20 protein-coding genes and 4 pseudogenes are annotated in these 21,258 nt (G+C 68.1%); 13 read left to right on the forward strand and 11 right to left on the reverse strand.

What is annotated here, in order from left to right:
- Positions 1–35: 35 nt before the first annotated feature.
- Positions 36–149: pseudogene (locus OG361_RS40675) on the reverse strand (IS5/IS1182 family transposase); the annotation flags it as partial.
- A gap of 577 nt (positions 150–726) precedes the next feature.
- Positions 727–1,314: an exonuclease domain-containing protein gene (locus OG361_RS40680; RefSeq protein ID WP_405861863.1), complete on the reverse strand. Its 588-nt coding sequence runs from the start codon at positions 1,312–1,314 to the stop codon at positions 727–729.
- Between the two features lie 170 nt (positions 1,315–1,484).
- Here OG361_RS40680 and OG361_RS40685 point away from each other — a divergent pair, with 170 nt between their 5' ends.
- The 5 genes from OG361_RS40685 to OG361_RS40705 all read left to right on the forward strand — a co-directional run bounded on the left by OG361_RS40685 (position 1,485) and on the right by OG361_RS40705 (position 4,535).
- On the forward strand, positions 1,485–1,802 hold the full coding sequence (locus tag OG361_RS40685) for a hypothetical protein (RefSeq protein WP_405861865.1): 318 nt from the start codon (positions 1,485–1,487) through the stop codon (positions 1,800–1,802).
- A 286-nt stretch (positions 1,803–2,088) separates the two neighbouring features.
- Positions 2,089–2,463: a hypothetical protein gene (locus tag OG361_RS40690; protein WP_382902887.1), complete on the forward strand. Its 375-nt coding sequence runs from the start codon at positions 2,089–2,091 to the stop codon at positions 2,461–2,463.
- A gap of 190 nt (positions 2,464–2,653) precedes the next feature.
- Positions 2,654–3,013, forward strand: coding sequence for an ArsR/SmtB family transcription factor (locus OG361_RS40695; RefSeq protein ID WP_405861867.1), 360 nt, complete (start codon positions 2,654–2,656; stop codon positions 3,011–3,013).
- A gap of 191 nt (positions 3,014–3,204) precedes the next feature.
- Positions 3,205–3,960, forward strand: coding sequence for a transposase family protein (locus OG361_RS40700; protein WP_405852512.1), 756 nt, complete (start codon positions 3,205–3,207; stop codon positions 3,958–3,960).
- Between the two features lie 92 nt (positions 3,961–4,052).
- A complete protein-coding gene (locus OG361_RS40705) occupies positions 4,053–4,535 on the forward strand; it encodes a transposase (protein ID WP_405861869.1) in 483 nt (160 codons plus the stop codon).
- Positions 4,536–4,762: 227 nt separating this feature from the next.
- Here the strand turns inward: OG361_RS40705 and OG361_RS40710 are convergent.
- A pseudogene (locus OG361_RS40710) lies at positions 4,763–5,802 on the reverse strand (VWA domain-containing protein).
- Between the two features lie 421 nt (positions 5,803–6,223).
- Here OG361_RS40710 and OG361_RS40715 point away from each other — a divergent pair.
- The 3 genes from OG361_RS40715 to OG361_RS40725 all read left to right on the forward strand — a co-directional run bounded on the left by OG361_RS40715 (position 6,224) and on the right by OG361_RS40725 (position 7,989).
- Positions 6,224–6,904: a class I SAM-dependent methyltransferase gene (locus OG361_RS40715; protein ID WP_405861870.1), complete on the forward strand. Its 681-nt coding sequence runs from the start codon at positions 6,224–6,226 to the stop codon at positions 6,902–6,904.
- Between the two features lie 168 nt (positions 6,905–7,072).
- Positions 7,073–7,678: an EamA family transporter gene (locus tag OG361_RS40720; protein WP_405861872.1), complete on the forward strand. Its 606-nt coding sequence runs from the start codon at positions 7,073–7,075 to the stop codon at positions 7,676–7,678.
- Positions 7,585–7,989, forward strand: coding sequence for an EamA family transporter (locus OG361_RS40725; RefSeq protein ID WP_405861874.1), 405 nt, complete (start codon positions 7,585–7,587; stop codon positions 7,987–7,989). Before OG361_RS40720 ends, OG361_RS40725 begins: the two co-directional genes overlap by 94 nt.
- 63 nt (positions 7,990–8,052) lie before the next feature.
- Here the strand turns inward: OG361_RS40725 and OG361_RS40730 are convergent, their stop codons facing one another.
- Positions 8,053–8,511, reverse strand: coding sequence for a winged helix-turn-helix transcriptional regulator (locus tag OG361_RS40730; protein ID WP_405861876.1), 459 nt, complete (start codon positions 8,509–8,511; stop codon positions 8,053–8,055).
- Positions 8,512–8,598: 87 nt separating this feature from the next.
- Between OG361_RS40730 and OG361_RS40735 the strand changes: the two genes are divergently transcribed.
- Positions 8,599–9,858 carry an MFS transporter gene (locus OG361_RS40735; protein WP_405861878.1) on the forward strand — a complete coding sequence of 420 codons (1,260 nt, stop codon included), beginning with the start codon at positions 8,599–8,601 and terminating at the stop codon, positions 9,856–9,858.
- A gap of 365 nt (positions 9,859–10,223) precedes the next feature.
- Here OG361_RS40735 and OG361_RS40740 read toward each other — a convergent pair whose 3' ends face one another.
- Positions 10,224–10,373, reverse strand: coding sequence for a hypothetical protein (locus OG361_RS40740; protein WP_384576403.1), 150 nt, complete (start codon positions 10,371–10,373; stop codon positions 10,224–10,226).
- Positions 10,374–10,431: 58 nt separating this feature from the next.
- Here OG361_RS40740 and OG361_RS40745 point away from each other — a divergent pair, with 58 nt between their 5' ends.
- Entirely contained in the window at positions 10,432–11,340 is a 909-nt protein-coding gene (locus OG361_RS40745; RefSeq protein WP_405861880.1) for a hypothetical protein, read from the forward strand.
- 877 nt (positions 11,341–12,217) lie between these two features.
- Here the strand turns inward: OG361_RS40745 and OG361_RS40750 are convergent.
- Positions 12,218–12,943 (reverse strand): dienelactone hydrolase family protein, encoded by a 726-nt coding sequence (locus OG361_RS40750; protein ID WP_405861882.1) that lies wholly within the window; start codon positions 12,941–12,943, stop codon positions 12,218–12,220.
- Positions 12,944–13,575: 632 nt separating this feature from the next.
- Here OG361_RS40750 and rph point away from each other — a divergent pair.
- The 3 genes and pseudogenes from rph to OG361_RS40765 all read left to right on the forward strand — a co-directional run.
- Positions 13,576–16,185 (forward strand): rifamycin-inactivating phosphotransferase, encoded by a 2,610-nt coding sequence (rph, locus tag OG361_RS40755; RefSeq protein ID WP_405861884.1) that lies wholly within the window; start codon positions 13,576–13,578, stop codon positions 16,183–16,185.
- 232 nt (positions 16,186–16,417) lie between these two features.
- A pseudogene (locus OG361_RS40760) lies at positions 16,418–16,522 on the forward strand (IS5/IS1182 family transposase); the annotation flags it as partial.
- A 17-nt stretch (positions 16,523–16,539) separates the two neighbouring features.
- A pseudogene (locus OG361_RS40765) lies at positions 16,540–16,611 on the forward strand (DDE endonuclease); the annotation flags it as partial.
- Positions 16,612–16,657: 46 nt separating this feature from the next.
- Here OG361_RS40765 and OG361_RS40770 read toward each other — a convergent pair.
- From OG361_RS40770 to OG361_RS40790, 5 genes are all read right to left on the reverse strand, one after another.
- Positions 16,658–16,786 carry a hypothetical protein gene (locus tag OG361_RS40770; RefSeq protein ID WP_405862758.1) on the reverse strand — a complete coding sequence of 43 codons (129 nt, stop codon included), beginning with the start codon at positions 16,784–16,786 and terminating at the stop codon, positions 16,658–16,660.
- 225 nt (positions 16,787–17,011) lie between these two features.
- Positions 17,012–17,338: a GYD domain-containing protein gene (locus OG361_RS40775; RefSeq protein ID WP_405861886.1), complete on the reverse strand. Its 327-nt coding sequence runs from the start codon at positions 17,336–17,338 to the stop codon at positions 17,012–17,014.
- 682 nt (positions 17,339–18,020) lie between these two features.
- Positions 18,021–18,881: an ROK family protein gene (locus OG361_RS40780; RefSeq protein WP_405861888.1), complete on the reverse strand. Its 861-nt coding sequence runs from the start codon at positions 18,879–18,881 to the stop codon at positions 18,021–18,023.
- A gap of 759 nt (positions 18,882–19,640) precedes the next feature.
- Positions 19,641–20,063, reverse strand: coding sequence for a hypothetical protein (locus OG361_RS40785; RefSeq protein WP_405861890.1), 423 nt, complete (start codon positions 20,061–20,063; stop codon positions 19,641–19,643).
- A gap of 514 nt (positions 20,064–20,577) precedes the next feature.
- Positions 20,578–21,252 carry a hypothetical protein gene (locus OG361_RS40790; protein WP_405861892.1) on the reverse strand — a complete coding sequence of 225 codons (675 nt, stop codon included), beginning with the start codon at positions 21,250–21,252 and terminating at the stop codon, positions 20,578–20,580.
- Positions 21,253–21,258 lie beyond the last annotated feature (6 nt).

Genomic DNA, 21,258 nt, shown 5'->3' on the forward strand with positions numbered 1-21,258 from the left:
GAACGAGTGTCTAAGATCATGGGGAAACTTCAGTTCGCGTCTGCCCCTTTGCGGCGCAGCACCGTCACGAGCTTCCGGAACAGCGTTGGGCTGATCCCGGCGAACGGGCCTGTCCAGCAGGGCTCCGACGCCGTGATCACACCGGCCACAGCGAGATCATCACACCCCGGTAATGCGGAGGTCCCAGCCCAGCTCTCACAACGGAGCCCACCCGCGGGGAACGAGAGCTCCAGCGCGATGCACCCGGCGTCCGGTTCGTGTTCCTCCCGCACTACGGGAACGCGCTTCCCGATTTGGTTTGCGAACAGCGTCCTGTCGCCCATCGCTTCCACTGTGATGAGGCCCGAGTCGCCCATGTCGTAGCTGGCGTGCGGCTCCGACGACTCAACGATCAGGCACCAATCCGATCCGGTCATGATGTGCACGGCGGCCCTCTGGTCATCGATCAGCCACACATCGAACGGGCCCGCGGGGTCGTCGCTGCCGTACGACAGACACGACCCGACGACACCTGCGAGCCGGCGCCCCACCAAGCTCCCTGGATCGGGAACGGTGAAAGCCCGGCGCAGAGATCGATGAGTGAGCCAACAGGACTCAAGGAAGAGCTGTTCGCCGCCTACGTCGCGCGCAGCGCCCACAACGTCGAACGGGACGGCCAGCCCTACCCGGTCTCCCTCGACGGTACGTAGTCCGCCCGTCCGAGGAGAGCCCCCTGCGGCGCAGCCCTCAGGAGAGCGGGACCGTCGTCGGCCAGGCCTCGCGGGTCACAAGGTCGAGGACGAGTGCCGCGATGTTCCACGCGTCGTCCTCGCCGCGGTGGTGGCGGCCTTCGAGGGGCAGGTCGGCGATGCGCAGGGCGTAGGCCATGCCGGGCTTTTTGCGGAGCCCGTAGGCATCGGTGAACACGGCCTTGGCATTGGTGTGGGTGCGGTCCGTCGGGTACCCGAAGGGGTAGGGGACCCGGTCGCCCTGGCACTGCCGGGCGAACTGCTGGCGGTCGTACTCGCCCCAGCTGGCCCAGGGGCGTACCCCGGCCTCGTACTCGTCGGAGAGGATCCGGCATGCCTCGGCGAAGGTGACGCCCTGGTCCACCTCTGCCTGGGTCAGGCTGGTCAGTTCGGTGCAGAAGTCGCTCACCGTCGACCGGCCAGGGCGGACCAGGATGCGGTGGCGGGACACGCGCCGGCGGGCCGGCACGTCCACGACGGTGAGGCCGATCTCGATGATCTCGTTGACGGACCCGGGCGGCGGTTGTCCGTTCCAGCAGGTGGCTTCCACGTCGATGATGTTCAGTAAGGCGGATCTATGGTACATGGGGGTGAGGGTAGGGATGTCAGGCGATTGCGGCACCTGAGTTTCCGGCTGCCTCATGGCCGCCATCAACGGCCTTTGTGCGCAAGGGTTTTCCGTCTCTCTGTCGGCGCGCTTCCTGGGAACCTCCGCCCGACCTCGATGCCCCGCACCTGATGATCTGGGATGGCGGCATGGTGAGGCGCAAGAAGGAGAAGAAGCGACCGTCCTTCGGTGTTCCGGCCGGGACTCTTCTGATGGTCACGTCCACGGGCTGGGTTGCCAGCTTCCGCACCGTGGAGGGCGGAATGGTGTGCGGGCGTCTGGACCTGCCGGTCCATGCCGACCCGCAGGACGCACGGGACCAGGCGGCCGCGAATGTGACGGCAGTCACGCGCACCGTCCATGGATTCGACGTCGAGGTGACGTGGGAGGAGCCGCTGGAGCCCTGGGTCTGGAACGCCCGGGTGACTCGCGTGGCGGAGAAGGGGTCGCCTCCGGAGGGGAACTGACGGTGGGGAGGGTGATCGACGCCTGTATGTGCGAGGAGGGCCAGCTCTTCGCGACGGGAGGTTCCGGGCGGAGAGGATCGGCTGCCTGTCCTCGTTGGTCAGGACGTTGAGGGCGCCCGGGTTCGTGGCTCCCGTGGGAACGTCGGATGTCGGATCACGGGGACGGATTCCGGCCGGATTTCCGATATCCCTGACGGCCCCGCGGTCAGTGGGTAGCGTCTGCGCTCAAGATCCGGCTGTGGCGTGAGGTCAGCCGAGCGGTCGCGAACACAGAGAGCGAGTACTGATGTTGACTGTGGAGACGTCTCTGAAGGAGGCGATGACTTCGATCGAGGGGAGTCTGGGGGTGGCGCTCGTCGACTACACGAGCGGCATGGCGCTGGGGACGCTGGGCGGGGGCAAGGACCTCGACCTGTCGGTGGCCGCGGCGGGGAACACCGACGTGATCCGCGCGAAGGTCCGCACGATGGAGATGCTGAACCTCAGGGACGACATCGAGGACGTGCTGATCACCCTCGGGAGCCAGTATCACCTCATCCGGCTGCTGGGCGGTCGTGGGAGCAACGGTCTGTTCCTGTACCTCGTGCTGGACAAGGCGCGGGCGAATCTGGCCATGGCCAGGCACCAGCTGAAGCGCATAGAAGCGGAACTGGAGCTCTAGTCCTTCCCTCTTGTCCCCGGCTTCGTGCGCCCATGAGTTGAAAGATTCTTCAACTCGACACATCTGAAAGTGATCAGCCGGGGGTGTGCCGGAGCCGGGAGGCGGGAGAATGACAAGAGCTGGGCATGGAGACCGGCAGGTCTGGCCGGTAGCCCTTGGATTCGTCGTACCCGGGCGGGAGTGTTGTCACATGCAGGTGCCGCTATACCAGGCGAAGGCGGAGTTCTTCCGCATGCTCGGACACCCTGCCCGGATCCGCGTACTCGAACTGCTACAGAACGGCCCGGTACCCGTACGCGAGCTTCTGAACGAGATCGACATCGAGCCGTCCAACCTGTCCCAGCAGCTCGCCGTTCTCCGCCGGTCCGGCATCGTCGTGTCCGTCCGTGACGGCTCGACCGTCAGTTATGCACTCGCTGGCGGCGACGTGGCGGACCTGCTGCGCGCCGCGCGGCGCATCCTCACCGAAATGCTCGCCGGACAGAGCGAGTTGCTTGCCGAACTCCGGGACACCGACACGGCGGTGCAGGCGAGTCCGCCCCGGCGATGACCGAGCCGGCCGGCGTCGGTCCGTGTCCGCCGATGCAAACCGCGGGCCCGACGAGCGCCTGACGGAGCTGCCGCACTGAGTCTTTTCCAACCTGACCGCGCTGGCCGCGTGTTGGACGGATCTGCGGAACGACGAAGCTCCTGGTAGACGGGTTCTCGACCAAGATCGCCCGTAGCCACCAGGAGCTTCGTGTGCTCGTCTACCCGTCGTCGATCGACCTGTCCAGTCGCACCCTGCGGTACCTGACCGGACGACTCGCTGCCCGGCGAGGGAAGATCGGGACCCGGTGGCGGCGTCTGACCGCCGGTCGTCAGGCTCTCCTCGCCCTGGCCCATCTGCGGTGCGGTGACACCTACGCCCAGCTTGCCGCCGGGTTCGGTATCGGCATCGCGACCGCATACCGCTACATACGCGAGGCCGTCGACGTGCTGGCCGCGCTCGCGCCCACCCTGGCCGAGGCGATGCGCATCGCGCGGACCAAGGCGTTCGTGATCCTGGACGGCACCCTGCTGCCGATCGACCGGATCGCCGCCGACACCCCGTACTACTCAGGCAAACACAAGCGCCACGGCATGAACATCCAAGTCCTCACCGACCCGTTCGGACGCCTGCTGTGGGCCTCGCCCGCGCTGCCCGGCTCCACCCACGACCTGACCGCCGCCCGCACCCACGGCATCGTCGAAGCACTCACCGACGCCGGCCTCAAGTGCTGGGCCGACAAGGCATACCAGGGCGCCGGCGGCTCCATCCGGGTGCCCTTCCGCGGCCGTCGCCTCAAGCGGTGGCAGCGCCGCCACAACAGCACACACGCCAAGATCCGCTGCCTCGGCGAGCAGGCCATGGCCACCCTGAAGCGCTGGCGTCTCCTACGGAAGCTCCGCTGCAGCACCAACCGCATCACAGCGATCATCCAGGCCGTCCTCGTCCTTCACCACGCGTCAGCGTGAGGTTGGAAAAGGCTCAGTGGCAGGCGGAATCCGCGGCAGCCGAAGGCCGGGCCAGGGGCATCGAGGCCCTGGCCGAGCTGGCGCACACTCACATGGCACAGGCCGACGCTGAGACTCAGGCCCGATACATCGAGATGTTGGACATCAGGGCGAAGGTCGCCGGGGAGCCGACCATGCGGAAGGCCGGGCGTAAATGCTCGGTTGGCCAGTGGTTCGCCGACCGCCAGCGGCTCGTCCCCGAGTTGACCGACGAGGCGTGGGAACGGGTGGCCCCGCTGATGACGGGACACTGGGGCGTGGACCCGAGGAGGATGCTCGATGGCATCTTCCACAAGGCGCGTACCGGCGCCAGCTGGCCCGAGGTCTTCGCAAGGTTCGAGTCCCGGTCGGTGAAGACCTACTGGGACCGCTGGCGGACGAACGGCCGTTGGGAGGCCGTCATGGCGACCCTCTCTATCGAGGGTGACGCCGTACACGCGGAGCCTGTGCGGGTGCCGCCCCTGGAGATCGAGGGGGCGATCAGGCCTGCCCTTCTCGTTGGCTCTGATCGCGACATTCTCGAATCTTGCGCTTGAGTTTCGTTGCCACGTCGCTGACCTTAGAGTGCGGGGCTGTGGTTGATCGAACGGTTTTTCCGCCGGTCGAGACTCCGATGGAGACTCCGATTTAGCGCAGCGCCACGGAGACCGGCCTGACAGCCACGGCGGGACCACCCCCAACGGTTCCGCCGCCGCCCCCAGGCTGGGCTGATGGGGTCCCAAGTCGCGGGGCCCCTGGGATCCGCCGGGGCGCTTCCAAGGTGTCAGATCATCAGCAGGAGCCGCGTGTGCGGGACGAGCTTGCGGTTCACGCTGGTGCTCTGCACGAAGATGGTGAAGTCGTCGTTGTGGTCCGGCTTCACGCGCGTTTCCACGTCCGGCAGGCCAAGCAGAGCTCGGGCTTCCGGTCCCGTGTAGACCCGGTCGGTCTTCTTCTCCAGTACGCGATCTGCTTCCGTGCCTGGACCTTCTCCGGCTTACTCAGCTGGTAGAACGCACAGCCGGTGCGGTAAGTGTGCCCGCACTCGATCACCCAGTCCCGGATCGCCGCGTCACGGGCCACCGGGATCAGCTGGTACTCCGACGGCTTCACCGGGGTGAGACCGGCCGCCTTGATGGTGTCCTTGTTGACCGCCTCCGCGCCGGTGGAGAACACCGCCCGCGATCCCCGAATGCCCTGGGCGCGGCCCACCATGAAGTTCTCGGTGGCCTGCTGGATGACTTGCCCGGCCTCCTCCAGGCCCTGGGTGCTCGTGGCGTCCCAGATGGCGATGTTCTCCTTCGGGAAACCGCACTGCATGGCCTCGCGCTTGCCCATCTGGTCCGGCACGAGGACGGCCAGCGTCCAGTTGTCGTCCTGCGTGGCGATCATCTCGGCTACGGCCTTCACCAGTTCACGCGGATCCCTGGTAGGGGCGTCCGCGCAGCGATGACTCGCGTTCTCCTGCCCGTCGGTCAGCACGAACGTCAGGAAGCTGTGGTCGCCGTAGAGTTGAGCTGTCTGAGCCAGTTCCCGCTGGGACTTCAGCGCGGCCGCCAGCAGAGCCGTCATCCCGCCGACCCGGTACAGCTGCTTCAGCGACGGCATCCGCAGCACGTCCTTGTCGTAGATGACGCACTCCACCTTGTCCGCGAAGGCGTACACCGTGACACGGGTTTCCTGGTCCAGTTCCCTCGATCGGCGGGCGAGGTACGCGATCTGCTGATCGGCGACTTCGACGACCTTGCGGCTCAGGTGCGACATGGACGAACTGGCATCCAGGACAAGGGCGACGTGATTGATGTAGTTCTGGTTTCCGGACATGGCAACTCCCCCTGTTTCCGACTCGATGCTCCTACCGTCTCACCCACCACTGACAATCGATCTTGGCTCCCAGGCTGGATGAAGCGCCGACCACGCCAAGGGCGGCGGATCGCTGCCGTCTGGGCGAGCTGGAGCATTAGCCGGCTCCCGGTGGGGGACCGATCCGGCTCCAGGTAACCCGGGCCGTGGTCGCCCGCGTACTCCAGGAACCTCGCCGGTGTCCCCTGCCCGGGCCTCGACGCCGGGACGACTCGACACTCGGGGGCTGCCCAGAGCGCGCCCCGGACCGGGCTGTGGCAGCGCGTTCCTGGATGTCACGGGTGAGGTGGTGTGGTGGAGGAGGAACGCGAGCTGGACTCCTGCTTTGCCGGTATGGCAACAGGAGTGGCGTGATCGGGAAGTGATCGGTGACGGTGGGGCCATGACTGATGACATCGCCGCAGGATCGCCCGTGTCCGACACTTCTCCGCCTGGTGACGGATACCTCGGAGACCCGGCGGTACGGGCGGAGTGGGACAACCGTTACGCGGACCGGCAGCAACTGTGGAGCGGCCGGCCCAATGGTGCGCTTGTGGCCGAGGTCGCCGGGCTCGCACCCGGCCGGGTGCTGGACGTCGGGTGTGGCGAGGGCGCGGACGCGGTCTGGCTCGCGCGCGGTGGCTGGGACGTGACCGCGCTGGAGGTCTCGGGTGTGGCGCTGGAGCGGGCTGCCGGGCATGCGCGGGACGCCGGTCTCACCGTTCGCTGGGTACACGCCGCACTGACCGAGGCCGGACTCCCGCCAGCCTCCTTCGACCTGGTCTCCGCGCAGTACCCGGCCCTGCTGCGCACCCCCGACGCCGCGGCCGAGCGAGCACTGCTCACGGCAGTCGCGCCCGGTGGCGTGCTGCTGCTGGTCCACCACGCGGGGATGGACACCCGGCAGGCGGACGACAGCGACTTCGACCCGGCCGACTACGTCTGGCCCTCGATGGTCGCCGCTCTGCTCAACGATGACTGGGTGGTGGAGGTGGACGAACAGCGGCCACGGGTTGTACCCGACGGCGGCGCCGGAGTGCACCACACCGACGACGTGGTGCTGCGCGCGCGTCGGCTGCGCTGAGCCCTTCGTGCACATGGCAGGCGGGACCCCTGGGCAGGCTCGATCTCGTGGAGTCACCGACCGCGGCGCGACACCGGAACGGTCCCCGTAGGAGTTCCATGGACTTCACCGCCCGCCGTGCCCCGACCCCGGCGGTCCGGTCCGCCCGTCACCGACGGGCTGGCCGCCGTGCAGGACTTCTCGGTCGTCAAGATCGGACTCGAGAGCGTCGACCCGCTCATCCTGGCCGGGATCAGGTTCACGCTCTGCGCACTGCCTGCGGTGTTCTTGCTCAAGCGGCCGCAGGTGCCGTGGCGGTACACCATCGGCTACGGGCTCATGTTCGGCCTCGGACTGTGGGGCGTGGTGAACCTCGGCGTCAAGGCTGGGGTGTCGCCGGGGATCGCGTCCCTGGAACTGCAGTTCAGCGCGTTCCTGACGATCCTGCTCGGGGCCGCGGTCTTCCGCGAGTCATTGTCGCGGTTCCAGTACCTGGGGATCGCGGTCGCACTGGCTGGCCTGTTCTCGATCATGTTCGTCACCGACGGCACGGTGACACTCGTCGGCGTCGCTCTCTTACTGTTCGTCGCGGTCTCCTGGAGCGTCGCCGACGTGATCCTCAAGCAGGCCGCGCCCAAGGAGATGTTGGCGTTCCTGGTGTGCTCTTCCAGACGTACCCGAACACCGTCCTGGGATACGCCGTGTGGAACTGCCTGCTGCGCGAGTACCCGATGTCGACCGTCGCGCCGTTCTCCCTGCTCGTTCCGGTCTTCGGCGTCCTGGGCTCGGTGCTGATCTTCAACGAGCCGCTGCCGCCGCTCAAACTGGTGGCCGGAGCGCTGATCGCCGCCGGTCTGGTCATCGGCTCGTACGGTGAGCGGGTGACCGAGTCCCGCGCCACCGACGGGTCCGCCTCCTCGCCTACAAGCTGGGGGAGAGGGTGTGGCTGGAGGCGTGCGACGGAGCCCGTCGTCGCGACGGCAGGCGCGTTCGACCTCAAGCGGTTCCACCAACAGGCCCTGGAACTCGGGTCGATGGGCCTGGACCTGCTGCGCACCGAACTGACCAGCAAGCCCGGACCAGCAGTCCTGCCCAGCAAGTCCTGACCAGCGATTCCTGCCCCGCCGGGCCGACGGCGCGCCAGCACTGAATGACTGAACGCTCTGCCTCTACCGGGTCTTCTGTACGTGGGTGGAGTCGGTGTCGAGCAGGGTGCCGTCGGCGCCGGCGGGCGCGAATTCCGGCACGGGGGTGCCGTGCTGGTCGACAAGGACGGAGTGGGGCTCGCCGGGGGCGAAGGCGTGCCGCTCTCCCCACTGCCGCAGGGTGAGGATCACGGGGAAGAGAGCGCGGCCGGCGTCGGTGAGGACGTACTCCTGGCGGCGCCCCGACGGCGCGGTGCGCTGGGTGATGACCCCGTGAGCGGTGAGCTTGCGCAGGCGGTCGGTGAGGATGTTGCGGGCGATACCGGTCCGTCGCTGGAACTCGGTGAACGATCGTGCCCCGTCCATCGCGTCGCGGACGACGAGAAGGCTCCATCTGTCGCCGACGAGGTCGAGCGTGCGGGCGACGGGGCAGTCGGGGTCGGTCCAGTCGAGGTCCGGGGCGTTCATGGTGGTGCGTGGCATGACACCTCCCAATGGGTTGCGGATTGAAACCATCATGCCGTAGCGTCGAAACGGTTGCAATATGCTACCGATTGGGGTTGGAGCGGTATGGACGTATGGCGCCGGTTACTGCTGGCGGTGGTGTGCGGTGTCGCCGTGGCGAGCATCTACGCCGCGCAGCCCGTCCTGGAACCGATGGGACGCGATCTCGGCGTACCTCCGGAACTCACCGGATGGATCGTCGCGACCGGCCAGTTCGGTTACCTGGCAGGACTGCTGCTGCTGGTACCGCTGGGCGACGTGGTCGACAGACGCCGCCTCATCGCCGTGCACCTGGCGATCACCGCGGCGGCCATGATCCTGACGGCGTCGGCGTCAGCCGCATGGTTGGCCTTCGCAGGGCTCGCGACAGCAGGGGTCTTCGCGGTCGTGGTTCAGACCACGGTGGCCTACGCCGCGTCGGTCTCGCCACCTGCCGAACGCGGACGGAACATCGGCGTCGTCACCTCGGGCGTCGTGGTCGGCATCCTGGGCGCGCGGGTCGTCACCGGCGCGCTCGCCGAGGTGTGGGGATGGCGGAGCGTCTACGCCGTACTCGCGGTCCTCTCGCTCTGCCTCGCGGCCCTGGTCCTGGTCGCACTGCCGTCAGAGGAGCGCCTCCACCCGGCCGCGGGATACCGGCAGATCGTCGGCTCACTCGGCGGACTGTTCACCCAGCGCGTCTTCCTGACACGCGGACTCATCGCGTTCTTCCTGTTCGCGTCGTTCGGAACCCTGTGGAGCGGACTGTCCCTGCCGCTGGCGGACACGCCGTGGCAACTGAGCGAGAGCCAGATCGGACTGTTCGGCATCGCCGGCCTCGCCGGCGCACTCGGCGCGGCACGCGCGGGACGCTGGGCGGACGCGGGACGGGCCACCCCGGTCAGCGGACTCGCGCTCACCCTGCTCATCCTCTCGTGGGCGGCGATCGCGCAGTTGCCGTGGTCGCTGTGGCTCCTCATCGTCGGAATCGTGCTCCTCGACTTCGCGGTCCAGGCCGTGCACGTGAGCAACCAGCACGTGCTCGCCGCCGCGCACCCGGAGCGCGTCAGCAGCGTCATCGGCGGCTGCATGGTCTTCTACTCGCTAGGCTCCGCCCTCGGCGCGGCAGCGACCACAGCCGTCTTCACCACGTACGGCTGGACGGGCTCCAGCCTCCTCGGAGCGGGATTCGGGGCCTGCGCGCTCGCCGTCTGGGCGACCAACAGGCGACTGCCCCGCGAAGGCGCGAACCATCCATCCGAGAAGCCGGGCACGCGCCAGGTGCAGGAGGAAACGCAAGGCGCCGGCCAAGCCGGACCAGTGATGAACAGCCCCAAAGCCCTGTAAACGCTGCCCGATCTCCGTGAGACCAGCCAGGGATTTCTGAGGACCTGTACCTGGTCCGGTCGGCCGGTGGGGGAGAGGCGGTGGGGGAGGCGCCCCGCCGACGCTGACCTCTCCTTCGGCAAGCCGCCGAAGGCAGCCGGCCGGCGGTCTCCCGACCCACTGTTCCGGCGTCAGACCGGGCGAGGTCCCCTCCGGGGCGAAGTCCGGCTCCGCCCCCGGCTCCGGACCGGCACTGCGTTCGCCACATGGGTCGCGCACTGGGCTGCGGGCCGGCCGGGGTCGGCAAAGATGACACGGGAACGGGACAACAGGGCAACCTTGTGAGGGGGCTGTGAGTCTCCTGGTCGGTCACACAGTGATCGCACCTACGAGGAGACCATCATCACCGCCATACGCAAGACCCTCACCGCCACCGCAGTCGTCGGCGCCGTCCTGGTCGGTTCGGCCGCCTGCGGCACGGTCGAGCAGCTGTCCGCCGGGAAGAAGCTGGACCAGGCCTTCGAGAAGCTGGGCAAGGAGAAGTCGATCTCCTTCGAGCTGGACCTGGACGTCGACGCGAAGACCCTCAAGCAGATGGACGCCGAATCGGACCCGGAGCCCGGCGAGGAGATCCCCGACGAGGCCGCCGAGCTGATCAGCGGCGCGAAGATCAGCGTCACGGTGGAGTCGAGAAAGCCGATCGACGAGTCCGAGGAGAAGGACTTCGTCGGTATGGCCATGAAGGTCAGCAACCCCGACGGCGACCTCGTCGAATACCGGGTCGTCGGCGACTACACCTACATCCGGTCCGACGTACAGGCCCTCACCAAGGCGATGGACGCCCCCATGCCGCCCGCCGACGAACTGCCTCCGGAGGCAGGGGGTCTGAAGAAGGTGTTGGAGGGCGAGTGGGTCAAGTTCAACACCGAGGAGATGAAGAAGGCCGGCCAGGAGATGGGCCAGGCGCCCGGCACCAAGCCGTCGCCGGAACCCTCGCTGGACGCCAAGACCCAGAAGAAGCTCCTGGACGCCCTTCGCGAGGTCATCGCCCGTGAGGTCGACTTCAAGACCGCCGGGGGCGAGGACGGCACCGAGCACATCACCGCGACGGCTCCCTTCCGCACACTGATCACGGAACTGATCGGCGAGATCCGTCCGCTCACCAAGGACCTGCCGCCCGGCATGGACCTGCCGTCGGACAAGGATCTGAAGGACGTCCCCGACACCAAGGTCTCGGCCGACTTCACGCTCAAGAACGGTGAGCTGACCGAGGTGTACGTCGACCTCGCCAAGCTGACCGAGAACGCGAAGGTCAAGAAGTTCGGTCTGGTGCTGAAGATGAGCGGGGGCACCAAGCCCACGGCCCCGGCCGGAGCCACCGAGCTGGACATGGAAGAGCTCATGGGCGGCTTCGCCGGCGCCATGATGCAGGACGAGGAGTTCGGCGAGAGCGACCTCTCCGACGAAGGCCTCGAAGAGGGCCTCACCGAGGACGCCGCCTAGGCACACGCCAGGCTTGGGGCGGCGCTCCCGTGGTGCGCGCCGCCCCGCGTCCCGAAGCAGCACAGCTTCCGTCTCCTTCCCGCACGCGCTGAGCGAGCGAGGAATCGGCAGGACACGATCCGTCGCCGTTCACTACTGTCACGTGAGAAGGGACGTGGGCATGGCACTGGTCAAGAAAGGATCGCGGCTCATCGACGTGGACGGCACCGCCTACCGGTGGCGACTCCGCGGACGGCCGACCTACGATCAGGGACTGGTCCGGTCCCCCCTCGCCTATGCGGTCGAACACGCCGACACTTCCGGCACCACACTGGTGGTCACCACCAACCAGCCGCACCCGAGCAACTGGCTCGGAACGCAAGGCGGCCCAATCCTGCCCACCCAGGTTGCTGACAGCATCCGCACCGCTCTCACCGACGGCTGGGCACCCGAGAGCCCCGGCTCGCCATTCCACCTCGGCCCGTCACCGGGCTTCGTCTTGTCCCCTGGGAGGTGCTCCGGGCCGTCCCTCCGCCACGCAACCCGATCACCCTCTCCTGAGGAGGGGGCCGGCCCGGGCCCCTGGACTGCAGGAGAGCCGCGGTGCCCGGTAGGATCCGGCGGCCGTGTAGTGGGGTAGATCGCGGTGGTCCTGGACCACCGCGACCGCCACCGCCTTGCATGATCCGAAGAACCCGTTCAACGAGGTGGTCGTCGCGCTCGACGTTCAGGCCTCCGGCGGGCTGGGCACCTCGTACGCGCCGGCCCTCTCTGCCTGACCGCGGGTGATGTCGAGCGTCCGGGCCTGCTCTCGTCCGACAACGGACTGCGGATCGTTCCCACAGGTCTGTCGCCGTCCGCTGTCGTGTCATGGCGACGGCAGTCCTGACGCTCTGGCTCACTCCGTCACGGGCAGGCATTCGGCGAGCAGGCCGACGATGTCGCGCCAGGCTCGCTGTGCGTGCCGTGGGTGGTAGCCGACGCCGGGGACCACGGTGTGGTCGACCGGCGGGTGGTGGAAGGCGTGCGGGGCGCCGCCGTAGACCACGAGGCGCCAGTCGACGCCTGCGGCCTGCATCTCGGCAGCGAAGGCGTCCCGTTGCTCAGCGGGCATGATCGGGTCCTCCGACCCGACCCCGGCCCACACGGGGCAACGGATGCGCGCCGCCTCGCCCGGTCGGCCCGTGGTCAGCGCGTTGACCGTCCCGATCGTGCGCAGGTCGACCCCGTCACGTCCGAGTTCCAGCACGATCGCGCCCCCGGTGCCGTAGCCGATAGCGGCGATCCGGTCGGGGTCGGTCCGCGGTTCGGCGCGCAGTACATCGAGTGCCGCATGGCCGATGCCCCGCATCCGGTCGGGGTCGGCGAGCAGCGGTGTCACGCGTGCCAGCATCTCCTGTGGGTCGGTGAACCAGCGCCCTCCGTGGATGTCGAACGCCAGTGCCACGTAGCCGAGTTCGGCGAGGGCGTCGGCCCGGCGGCGCTGGAAGTCGTTCAGGCCCGGTCCTTCGGGCCCGATCAGGACCGCGGGCCGGCGGTCGACACCGGCGGGGAGCGCGAGGTGCCCGATCATTGTCAAGCCGTCGGCCGGGTATTCGACCGTGCGCGTGGTGACCGTCGTCATGAGACTGGACTGTAGTGATTGTCGAGCCAGGTCGGGCCTGACTTCACCGTCGGCAGAACGGCGCGAGCGTAGGTCCGTGGGCGGAACGTCTGCGCCGTCTCGAGACCGTCAAGCGACCGTTCGGCGAGCTTGGCCCAGTACTCGCGTGACGCGACGACCGCCGGGAGATGGCGGCGCGCTCGACGTTCGGGCCTTGCCGATAAGGGAAAGAACGTCTGGTTCCGCGGCTGCATCCGTAGACCGATGGGACATCCGCCTGGGCCAACGACGCGTACCCGTACGCGGCGCGCCACCGATTCGCGACAAGCTTGTCGATTCCATGGGACGGCAAAAGGCAAAGGCAAGGAGAATTCTCTCCTTGCCACTCTCAACGTATAGCGCGCTGGGGGGCTTGCCGCAAGACCCGGGTCACGGCGCAGAATCGTCGGCCTATGCCACAACCTGCGGAAAGGGGGGACAGAGGTACGAGAGTGCGCGCCGCCCGACCGGGCGGAGCGGCCGGCCGATTCGTCAGAGGGAAGGCAACCAGGGATGAGGACGTGCTCGACAAGAGGTTCGGCAGAGTGGGAGGTGCCGGTGATTCGATCGGTCACCGCACTGCGACGGAGCACGGCTGCCTCGGAGGGAGCGCAATGATTGAGCCGTACGTGCGGGATCTTCAAGAGGTTGACGAGACGCAGGTGGCGGTCGTCGGCGGCAAGGGTGCGCACCTGGGCGGGCTGTCGCGGATCGAAGGCATCCGTGTGCCGGGCGGCTTCTGCGTGACGACGGACGCCTTCCGGCGGATGATGGCGGAAGCGCCGTCGATCGACGAGCGGCTCGATCAGCTGTCGCGCTTGAACCCGGACGACCGGGAGGCGATCCGCAAGCTCAGCGCGCAGATTCGTCGGACAATCGAAGAGATTGCCATCCCCGGCGATCTCGCGTCGGCGATCATCCGCGCGCTCGCCCAGCTCGGCGAGCAAGCCGCCTACGCCGTCCGATCCAGCGCGACGGCAGAGGACCAGCCGACGGCCTCCTTCGCCGGCCAGCAGGACACGTATCTGAACGTCGTGGGGCCGGCGGCGATCCTTCAGCACGTCAGCCGATGCTGGGCCTCGCTGTTCACCGAGCGGGCCGTGACCTACCGCCGGCGGAACGGGATCGACCACCGTACGGTCCACATGGCCGTGGTCGTGCAGCAGATGGTCTTCCCGGATGCCGCCGGCATCCTGTTCACAGCCGACCCCGTCACGGGCAACCGGAAGGTCGCCACGGTGGACGCAGGCTTCGGCCTCGGCGAGGCCCTGGTCTCCGGCCTGGTGAACCCGGACGTCTTCAAGGTGCGACACGGCGAAGTCGTCTCCAAGACGATCGCCGCCAAACAGCGCGCCGTTCACGCCCTGCCGGCCGGCGGTACGCAGGAAGTGGTGATCGACTCGCAGCGGCAGGAGCAACCGGCGCTGACGGATGCGCAGGTCGTGCGGCTCGTGCAGCTCGGGCGGCGGATCGAAGCGCACTTCGGCCGCCCGCAGGACATCGAATGGTGCCTGGTCGATGATGGCTTCCAGATCGTTCAGAGCCGGCCGATCACGACGCTGTTCCCCATCCCCATCCCCATCCCCGAGACCGGCGACCAGGAGAATCGCGTCTACGTCTCCGTCGGTCATGGGCAGATGATGACCGACGCCATGAAGCCCCTGGGGCTCTCCATGTGGCAGCTGACGGCCATGGTGCCGATGCACGAGGCCGGCGGGCGGCTGTTTGTCGACGTCACCCGGCGCCTGGCCTCGCCCGCGAGCCGGGACGGCCTCCTGGACGCCATGGGGAGAGGCGATCCGCTGGTCAGGGACGCTCTGGAGACCGTCCTCGACCGCGACGATTTCGTCCTGTCACTCCCGGATGCGGGTCCCGGCGGGCGGCCGGCCGTCGGAGCGTCCGCCCCGATCGCGACCGATCCGGCCATCGTCACCGAGCTGATCGAGCGCAGCCAGGCGTCCATCGCCGCCCTGGAGCGCGACATCCGGACGAAGACCGGACCGGCGCTGTTCGACTTCCTGCTGGAGGCCTTCGAGGAGCACAAGCGAGTCCTCGGTGATCCGCTGAACCTTCAGGCGATCATGGCGGGGATGGACGCCACGTGGTGGCTCAACGACAAGCTGCAGGAGTGGCTGGGCGAGAAGAACGCGGCTGACACGCTGACGCTGTCCGCCCCCGACAACGTCACGTCGGAGATGGGACTGGCGCTGCTCGACGTCGCGGACGTGATCCGCCCGCAGCCGGCGGTGGTGGCGTTCCTGCAAGGCGTCGAGGACGAGGACTTCCTGGACGAGCTGGCGAAGCTCGCGGGCGGGACGGAAGCGCGCGACGCCATTGAGGCCTACCTCGACAGGTACGGCATGCGCTGCGTCGGCGAGATCGACATCACGAGGCCACGGTGGCGCGAGCGCCCCACCACGCTCGTGCCCGTGATCCTCGACAACGTCAGGAACTTCGAGCCGGGCGCCGCCGAGCGGCGCTTCGAGCAAGGTCGGCAGAAGGCGCAGAAGAAGGAAGAGGACGTGCTGTCCCGCTTGCGGGCCCTGCCGGACGGGGAGCAGAAAGCCGACGAGGCCAAGCGGATGATCGACCGGGTCAGAACCTTCATCGGGTACCGGGAGTACCCGAAGTACGGCATCGTCAGCCGCTACTTCGTCTACAAGCAGGCACTGCTGAAAGAGGCCGAGCGCCTCGTGCAGGCCAAGGTGCTTTCTGAGAAGGAGGACATCTTCTACCTCACGTTCCAGGAGCTCCACGACGTCGTGCGCTCGAACCAGGTGGATGACCACCTCGTCCAGCAGCGCAAGGACGCGTTCCGGTCGTACCACGCGCTCACACCGCCCCGGGTGCTCACATCGGATGGCGAGGCCGTCACCGGGGCGTACCGGCGCGACAACGTGCCGGCGGGCGCCCTGATCGGCCTACCGGTTTCCGCTGGGACCATCGAGGGAAGGGCCCGCGTCATCCTTGACATGGCGGAGGCCGATCTCGAAGCGGGCGACATCCTGGTCACGACCTTCACGGACCCCAGCTGGTCGCCGCTGTTCGTCAGTATCGCGGGCCTGGTGACGGAGGTGGGCGGCCTGATGACCCATGGTGCGGTGATCGCCCGGGAGTACGGCTTGCCGGCCGTCGTGGGCGTGGAGCAGGCCACCCGGCTGATCCGGGACGGGCAGCGGATCCGCGTGCACGGAACCGACGGCTATGTCGAGCTCCTGCCTTGACCAACCACACCGAGAAGCCCCACCCGTAGCTTCCGACCAGACAACGCCGAGCAGCGGATGACCACCCACGACCGCCGCCGGCAACGCGCACCCGCGGATGCGACCCGTAACTGTTCCGCACCCTGGGAAGTGCCTCTTCCGCTACCACGTACAGGACCCTCAGCACGTCCTGTCGTGGCGGCTCGGAGACGTTTTCTACGTCATTGAGGCGGAGACGTTCACCGGGGTGCGAATGCGTCAGTTCGAGCGACTGTTGAAGGTGGTCCGGGAACGGGGGCGGAAGCGGGCCCGGTGGCGGTCGACGTGGTGCCTGCCGCTGGCCGAGTACTACCGCACGTGTGGGACAACCTGCGCATGCACCTTATTGCTCCACTGCGGGAGTTCTTCGAGGCCAACGCCGCCTGGCTCACCATGTTCCAGCTGCCGACGTACGCTCTGGACCTCAACCCGCAGGAGGGCATCTGGTCCCTGGTCAAACGTGACATCGGACCTTGGCGAGGTCGGCCTCGTCCAGCTCGCCCACGACCTGGGCATCCCCCGTTCCGAGGAAGGCACCGGGGTTGTCCGCGCAGACCAGAGCCAGTGAGCCGAACTTGCTCACACGGACGACGATCCGGGTTCCGGTCGCGTCCCCGGGCACAACGACGCGTCTGTACTCGCTGGAGTCCTGATCGTGCGCTCGGGCCACTGCGGTGGCGGTGCCGAGGAAGATTGAGGAGGACAGGGGCCACGTCAGCCGCTTGCCCGGCCGCCGGTCAGGCCGGCCGTGTTGTGGATGCTGTCGGACCGGCACGCCACCTGAGGCAGCAGGCCGGTTCGCGGGCTGCTACTCGCCAGGAGCCCGATACTGGATCTGCTCAGCTTTGCGCAGGGCGTCCAGCGTTTCCTCGATGCTCAGGAGAACGGTCGTCTCGAACGAGCTGAGCGCGCCGCCTCCGCTGATCGCCAGCGCAACCGCGGCCATGGACACGTTGTCCGGCGCTTCCCAGAGGTTGTAGCCGTCGTGCGTGCCGAAGGCGTACCAGAAGCCGTGCAGCTTCCCGCCGACGGACTCGATGTACGACTGAGCGGCCTTTGCGCGGTCCTCAGGGTGGCCGATCAGCCTCGCCCAAGTCTCCGGCGTGTAGCTGAACCTGGACAGATAGAGCGGCATCGTGTCTCTCCTTCGTTTCATCAACGATGCCCGCGTTGGGTGGGAGAAGGACCTTGGTAGATCGCGGTTCCCCCGAACAGCCGGGGACGATGACCGCCATGGTCCACAAGCGACGGGTGAGCGGGCCGCCGCCGCATGAGGTTGGAGAACTCTCGGTGTAGCGACGGCGTAGGTGGGCGATCAGCACGACCCGGTGGCGAAGGAGTGGCACTCCGGCGCGCCCGGCCATGATGCGTTTCTGGAGTTCACGTCGGTGATGCGGCCTTCGTCGACTCCGGAGTTGTAGGGGGTCGTGATCCCCTGGGCAACCGCGTGCTGGTCTTCGCGCAGGGCGGTGACGATGCCCGCGAGGGGCGGAAGGCAGCGTGATTTTGGCCCGGAACCAGGGTCAATACCGCACCACTGGTGGGGCCACACGAAGCCGGGCGGTTTCCTCTGGCCCCACGTCTGGGCCATCCGGGTGATGGGCTGGGCGGTGCCGAAGGGGAACGGTTCGGAGTGGCCCCACCCCTCGATCGGGTGCGTTTCCAGGGCGATCTGGGGCGGAGGGGGTTGATTTCGGAAGGGGATCCGTGCTGACTGGCAGCGTGGGTCCACGGAGCCCGCCCGGCTGCTTCTCCTGATAGGAAGGTGGACGGGCGGGCACCTTTTGTCGCCCGCCCGGTGATGGTCCGCCTTGTTCTCAGATGTATTGCTGGATCCACTCTTGGCCGTCGGCGGCCGCGATGGCGAGACGCATGGCGCCTCGGGCGACGACCAGGTCCGTGGCTTGGATTCGGTCGACGGTGCAGACATCCCACAACTCCGGGAGGCTGTGGGCCCGTGCCGTCTCCAGCGCGGTGTCCCAGTAGCCCGTGTAGCCAAGGGTGCCGCCGGCGATCCGTACGACGTCGGGGTTGAGGATGTTGACCAGCGAGGCGATGGCGAGTCCGAATGCCTCGCCGGCCGCGTTCACGACGTGCTCCGCCCGGTGATCGCCATGGGCGAGCGCAGCATGGATCTGCTCTGGACGCTTGCCCAGCGCGTGCACGATCGCGGCGCCGCCGGCCACGTCGTCGAGCCGTTTGACGCCTTGAGGCGTCGACATAGGCATGCTGCCAACCTCGCCGGCCCATCCCCGCGAGCCGCGAACGACTCGACCCTCACACAAGTAGGCCGAACCGACTGCCGTCCCGCAGACGATCACCACCGTGGATGAGGTCCGGGGGAGACCAGCCGTCTCCTGCGCGAGAGCGCCCCGAATATCGTTGACGAGCAACTGAGGGGCGCCGTCAGGGATACCCTGCCAACCTCGGAGCTGGGGCAAAACGTCGGAGACCTTCACCTGCCCGTGCTCCACAAGGCCCGGGACTGCGATCCCCAGCGCCATGGGCTTCAGGAAGTTGTCAGCAAGGAACGCCTGAACGGCTGCCTCGATGTTCCCAGAAGTAGTCGAGGGCCCAGTGGCCAGACGCCGCGTGATCGGTGTCTCAAGATCCGGCCCTTCCGCCAGCATGAGCAACTTCGTGCCACCGATGTCCACGCCCACTGTTGCGTGCCGCATTGCCCCACCTCACGCGTTGGTCTCGGACAGCAACCTATCGTGGGCCGTCCAGGTCAGGTGGGGCCACTTCAAGCCGTTCCTCGGTGGGGCCCTCACGAAGCCTTCACCCCGGGGCCCCAAGACCGTCCTAGACAGCCAGGCACTCTTTCCCGGGGGATGGCCACAAGGCCGGGTGTTGTCGATCTGAAGCCTGTTCACCCACTTCTGGGCCGCTGCGAGGTCGGGCGCAGCACCGACCACCCTGGTACGTGAGGCCGCTTTATTCCTCCAGCACCCGCGGCTCGTCGGAGCGGAGGTGGCCGAGCCGCCGTGGATGGGCCGGTGACGGCCGCCATCGGTAGGCGGCGCTCGGGGTCCGCGGCGAGCGAGTCATCGGTGTCGACGCACGAGACAGCTGTTCCGAAGGCCCAAGACAGGAGTGCTTGCCCATACGCTCGATGGTTCCAGGTATCACTCGTGATCCGGGGGAGACCGGCGCCGGACGCTTGGATCGTAGCGGCGCGCCGCCAGGCCTTCGCCCAAGCAGCGCAGACGAAGGCGGCACGGTGTCATGGAACCGCCGTGCCTGCGGGGTGACCCCCGGAGGCACCACCTCCGGGCGTTCCGGTCAGCACAGGGAGAGCTGCTCATGATCCGGCATGCCGAAGTGGGTGACGCGAGCGTGCCCGCCCATGGCATCCAGCAGGGCTGAGTCTCCTGGGCACTGCGGACGAGGAGCTGCTGACAACGAAACTGGGGCGACAGCAAGGCGAGTTCAGGTCAAGGGCGCACGATTCCGTACAGCGAGTGGAACGCTCCGCGCGAGTACAGCGGGATGCCGTACGTGAAGGTCTCGGCCACCCGCGGAACCCCCGGGATCTCGACCCACAACTTCTCGTGTCGTGCGAGCTCGGCCGCGGCCGTGAGCAGTTCGGCCGCTGGGCGACGGACACGGCCGACCACCACGCCCGTGCGGACTCTTCCCGCCTGCCGCGCCTTCTCCTCCCGCTCCGCGGCCTCCCGGGCTTGCTGCTCCTCCAGCGCCCGCCGGCTCGCTTCGAGGACGCGCTGGTACTCCTCCTGCCGACGCCGCCGTTCGTCCGCCTGGACGCGGCGCCGCTCGCGCTCCGCCACAAGACGCCGATGGTTCTCCTCGGCGCGGCGCTGCTCGCGCAGATCCGCCAGCTGCCGGCGCCGCTGCACCGCCGCAGGTGTCTACCGCCGGGCCTCGATCTCCCGCTGGATCCTCTCCCTGCGCTGCCACGCCTGCTCTGCTTCGTCCTGGGCACGCACGGACTGCACCGACGTCCACCAACGGACCCTGCGGAGCCAGAAGGTCTCCCTGCCGGCAGACCGGGTCACCTCGCGGTAGCGCGGCAGCACCCGCGCGGGAACGAGCTGCCCCTGAAGGACCCGCCGCCCGAACCGTCCCAGCTCCTCCCCCTTGAAACATCACTTCCGGCCCACTGGCCGAACCCGACGAGCCCGTCATCCACCATCCACCGCTCGTGTCGCTCCGTGGGAGTACGTACCCGTGCCGCTGGCACCACGTCGATCCAGTTCGGCGGCTGGCTTTGTTCACGTTCAGCGGTTCTGGCCCAAGTTCTGTGGTGTCGCGTCACGTGGGCGGTCGCCCGACGTCGCCCAAGCCACCGACCTGGCGATTCCTTCTCCCACTGGCTCTACCGCCAAACCCGGTCGGATCCTCCCCGAGGGCCTACATCCGGTCGAGGCCGAACATCCGGTTCACGGCCCGCTTGATGGTGAGCCCGCCTTGCTCTCGCTGGGCGGGGACCGGCGAGATGGGCGGGAGCTCGACCGAGAGGACTTCGACGCGCTGGCCGGGCGCGGCCTGGGCGGCGATGCGGCTGCGCTCGCGTTCGGTGGCGGCGAAGAGGACGAGTGGCGCCAGCGTGTCGCGCAGGGCGGGGACGCGGCTGGCCACGGGGCAGATCACCGCGTGGGGCTTACCGCGGACGTACACCGGCACTCCCATGGCGAACTCGGGGATGCCGTCGGGGCCGACGGTCGGGGAGTCGCCGGCCTCGTGGAAGACGAACTCCACCACCGGCTTGACCAATGCCTTCTGCCGCTGGAGCAGGGCCTCGATTGCCGCGATGTGCTCCCGCTCGGCCGCCGCCTTGGCCTCTCGCTGACGCCGCTGAACAGCGGCCAGCCGCTCCATCACCTTCTCCCGCCAGGCCCTGGCCCGGACTTGTTCCTCTTCCAGCTCGAAGTACCGCCGGGTGATCCACCGCCAGGTCTCGACCTTCTCCCAGCTCGGCACGCGCAGGCGGTGCGGACGGGTGGCGTTCGCGCAGATGGCGACGACGAACCGGTCGAGCGGGAACTGCTCGACCGCCGACCACTTCCCGTGGCCGCCACACGGCACGGCCCC

The sequence above is a fragment of the Streptomyces sp. NBC_00090 genome, from assembly GCF_045160815.1.
In the GTDB taxonomy this organism is placed as follows: Bacteria; Actinomycetota; Actinomycetes; order Streptomycetales; family Streptomycetaceae; genus Streptomyces.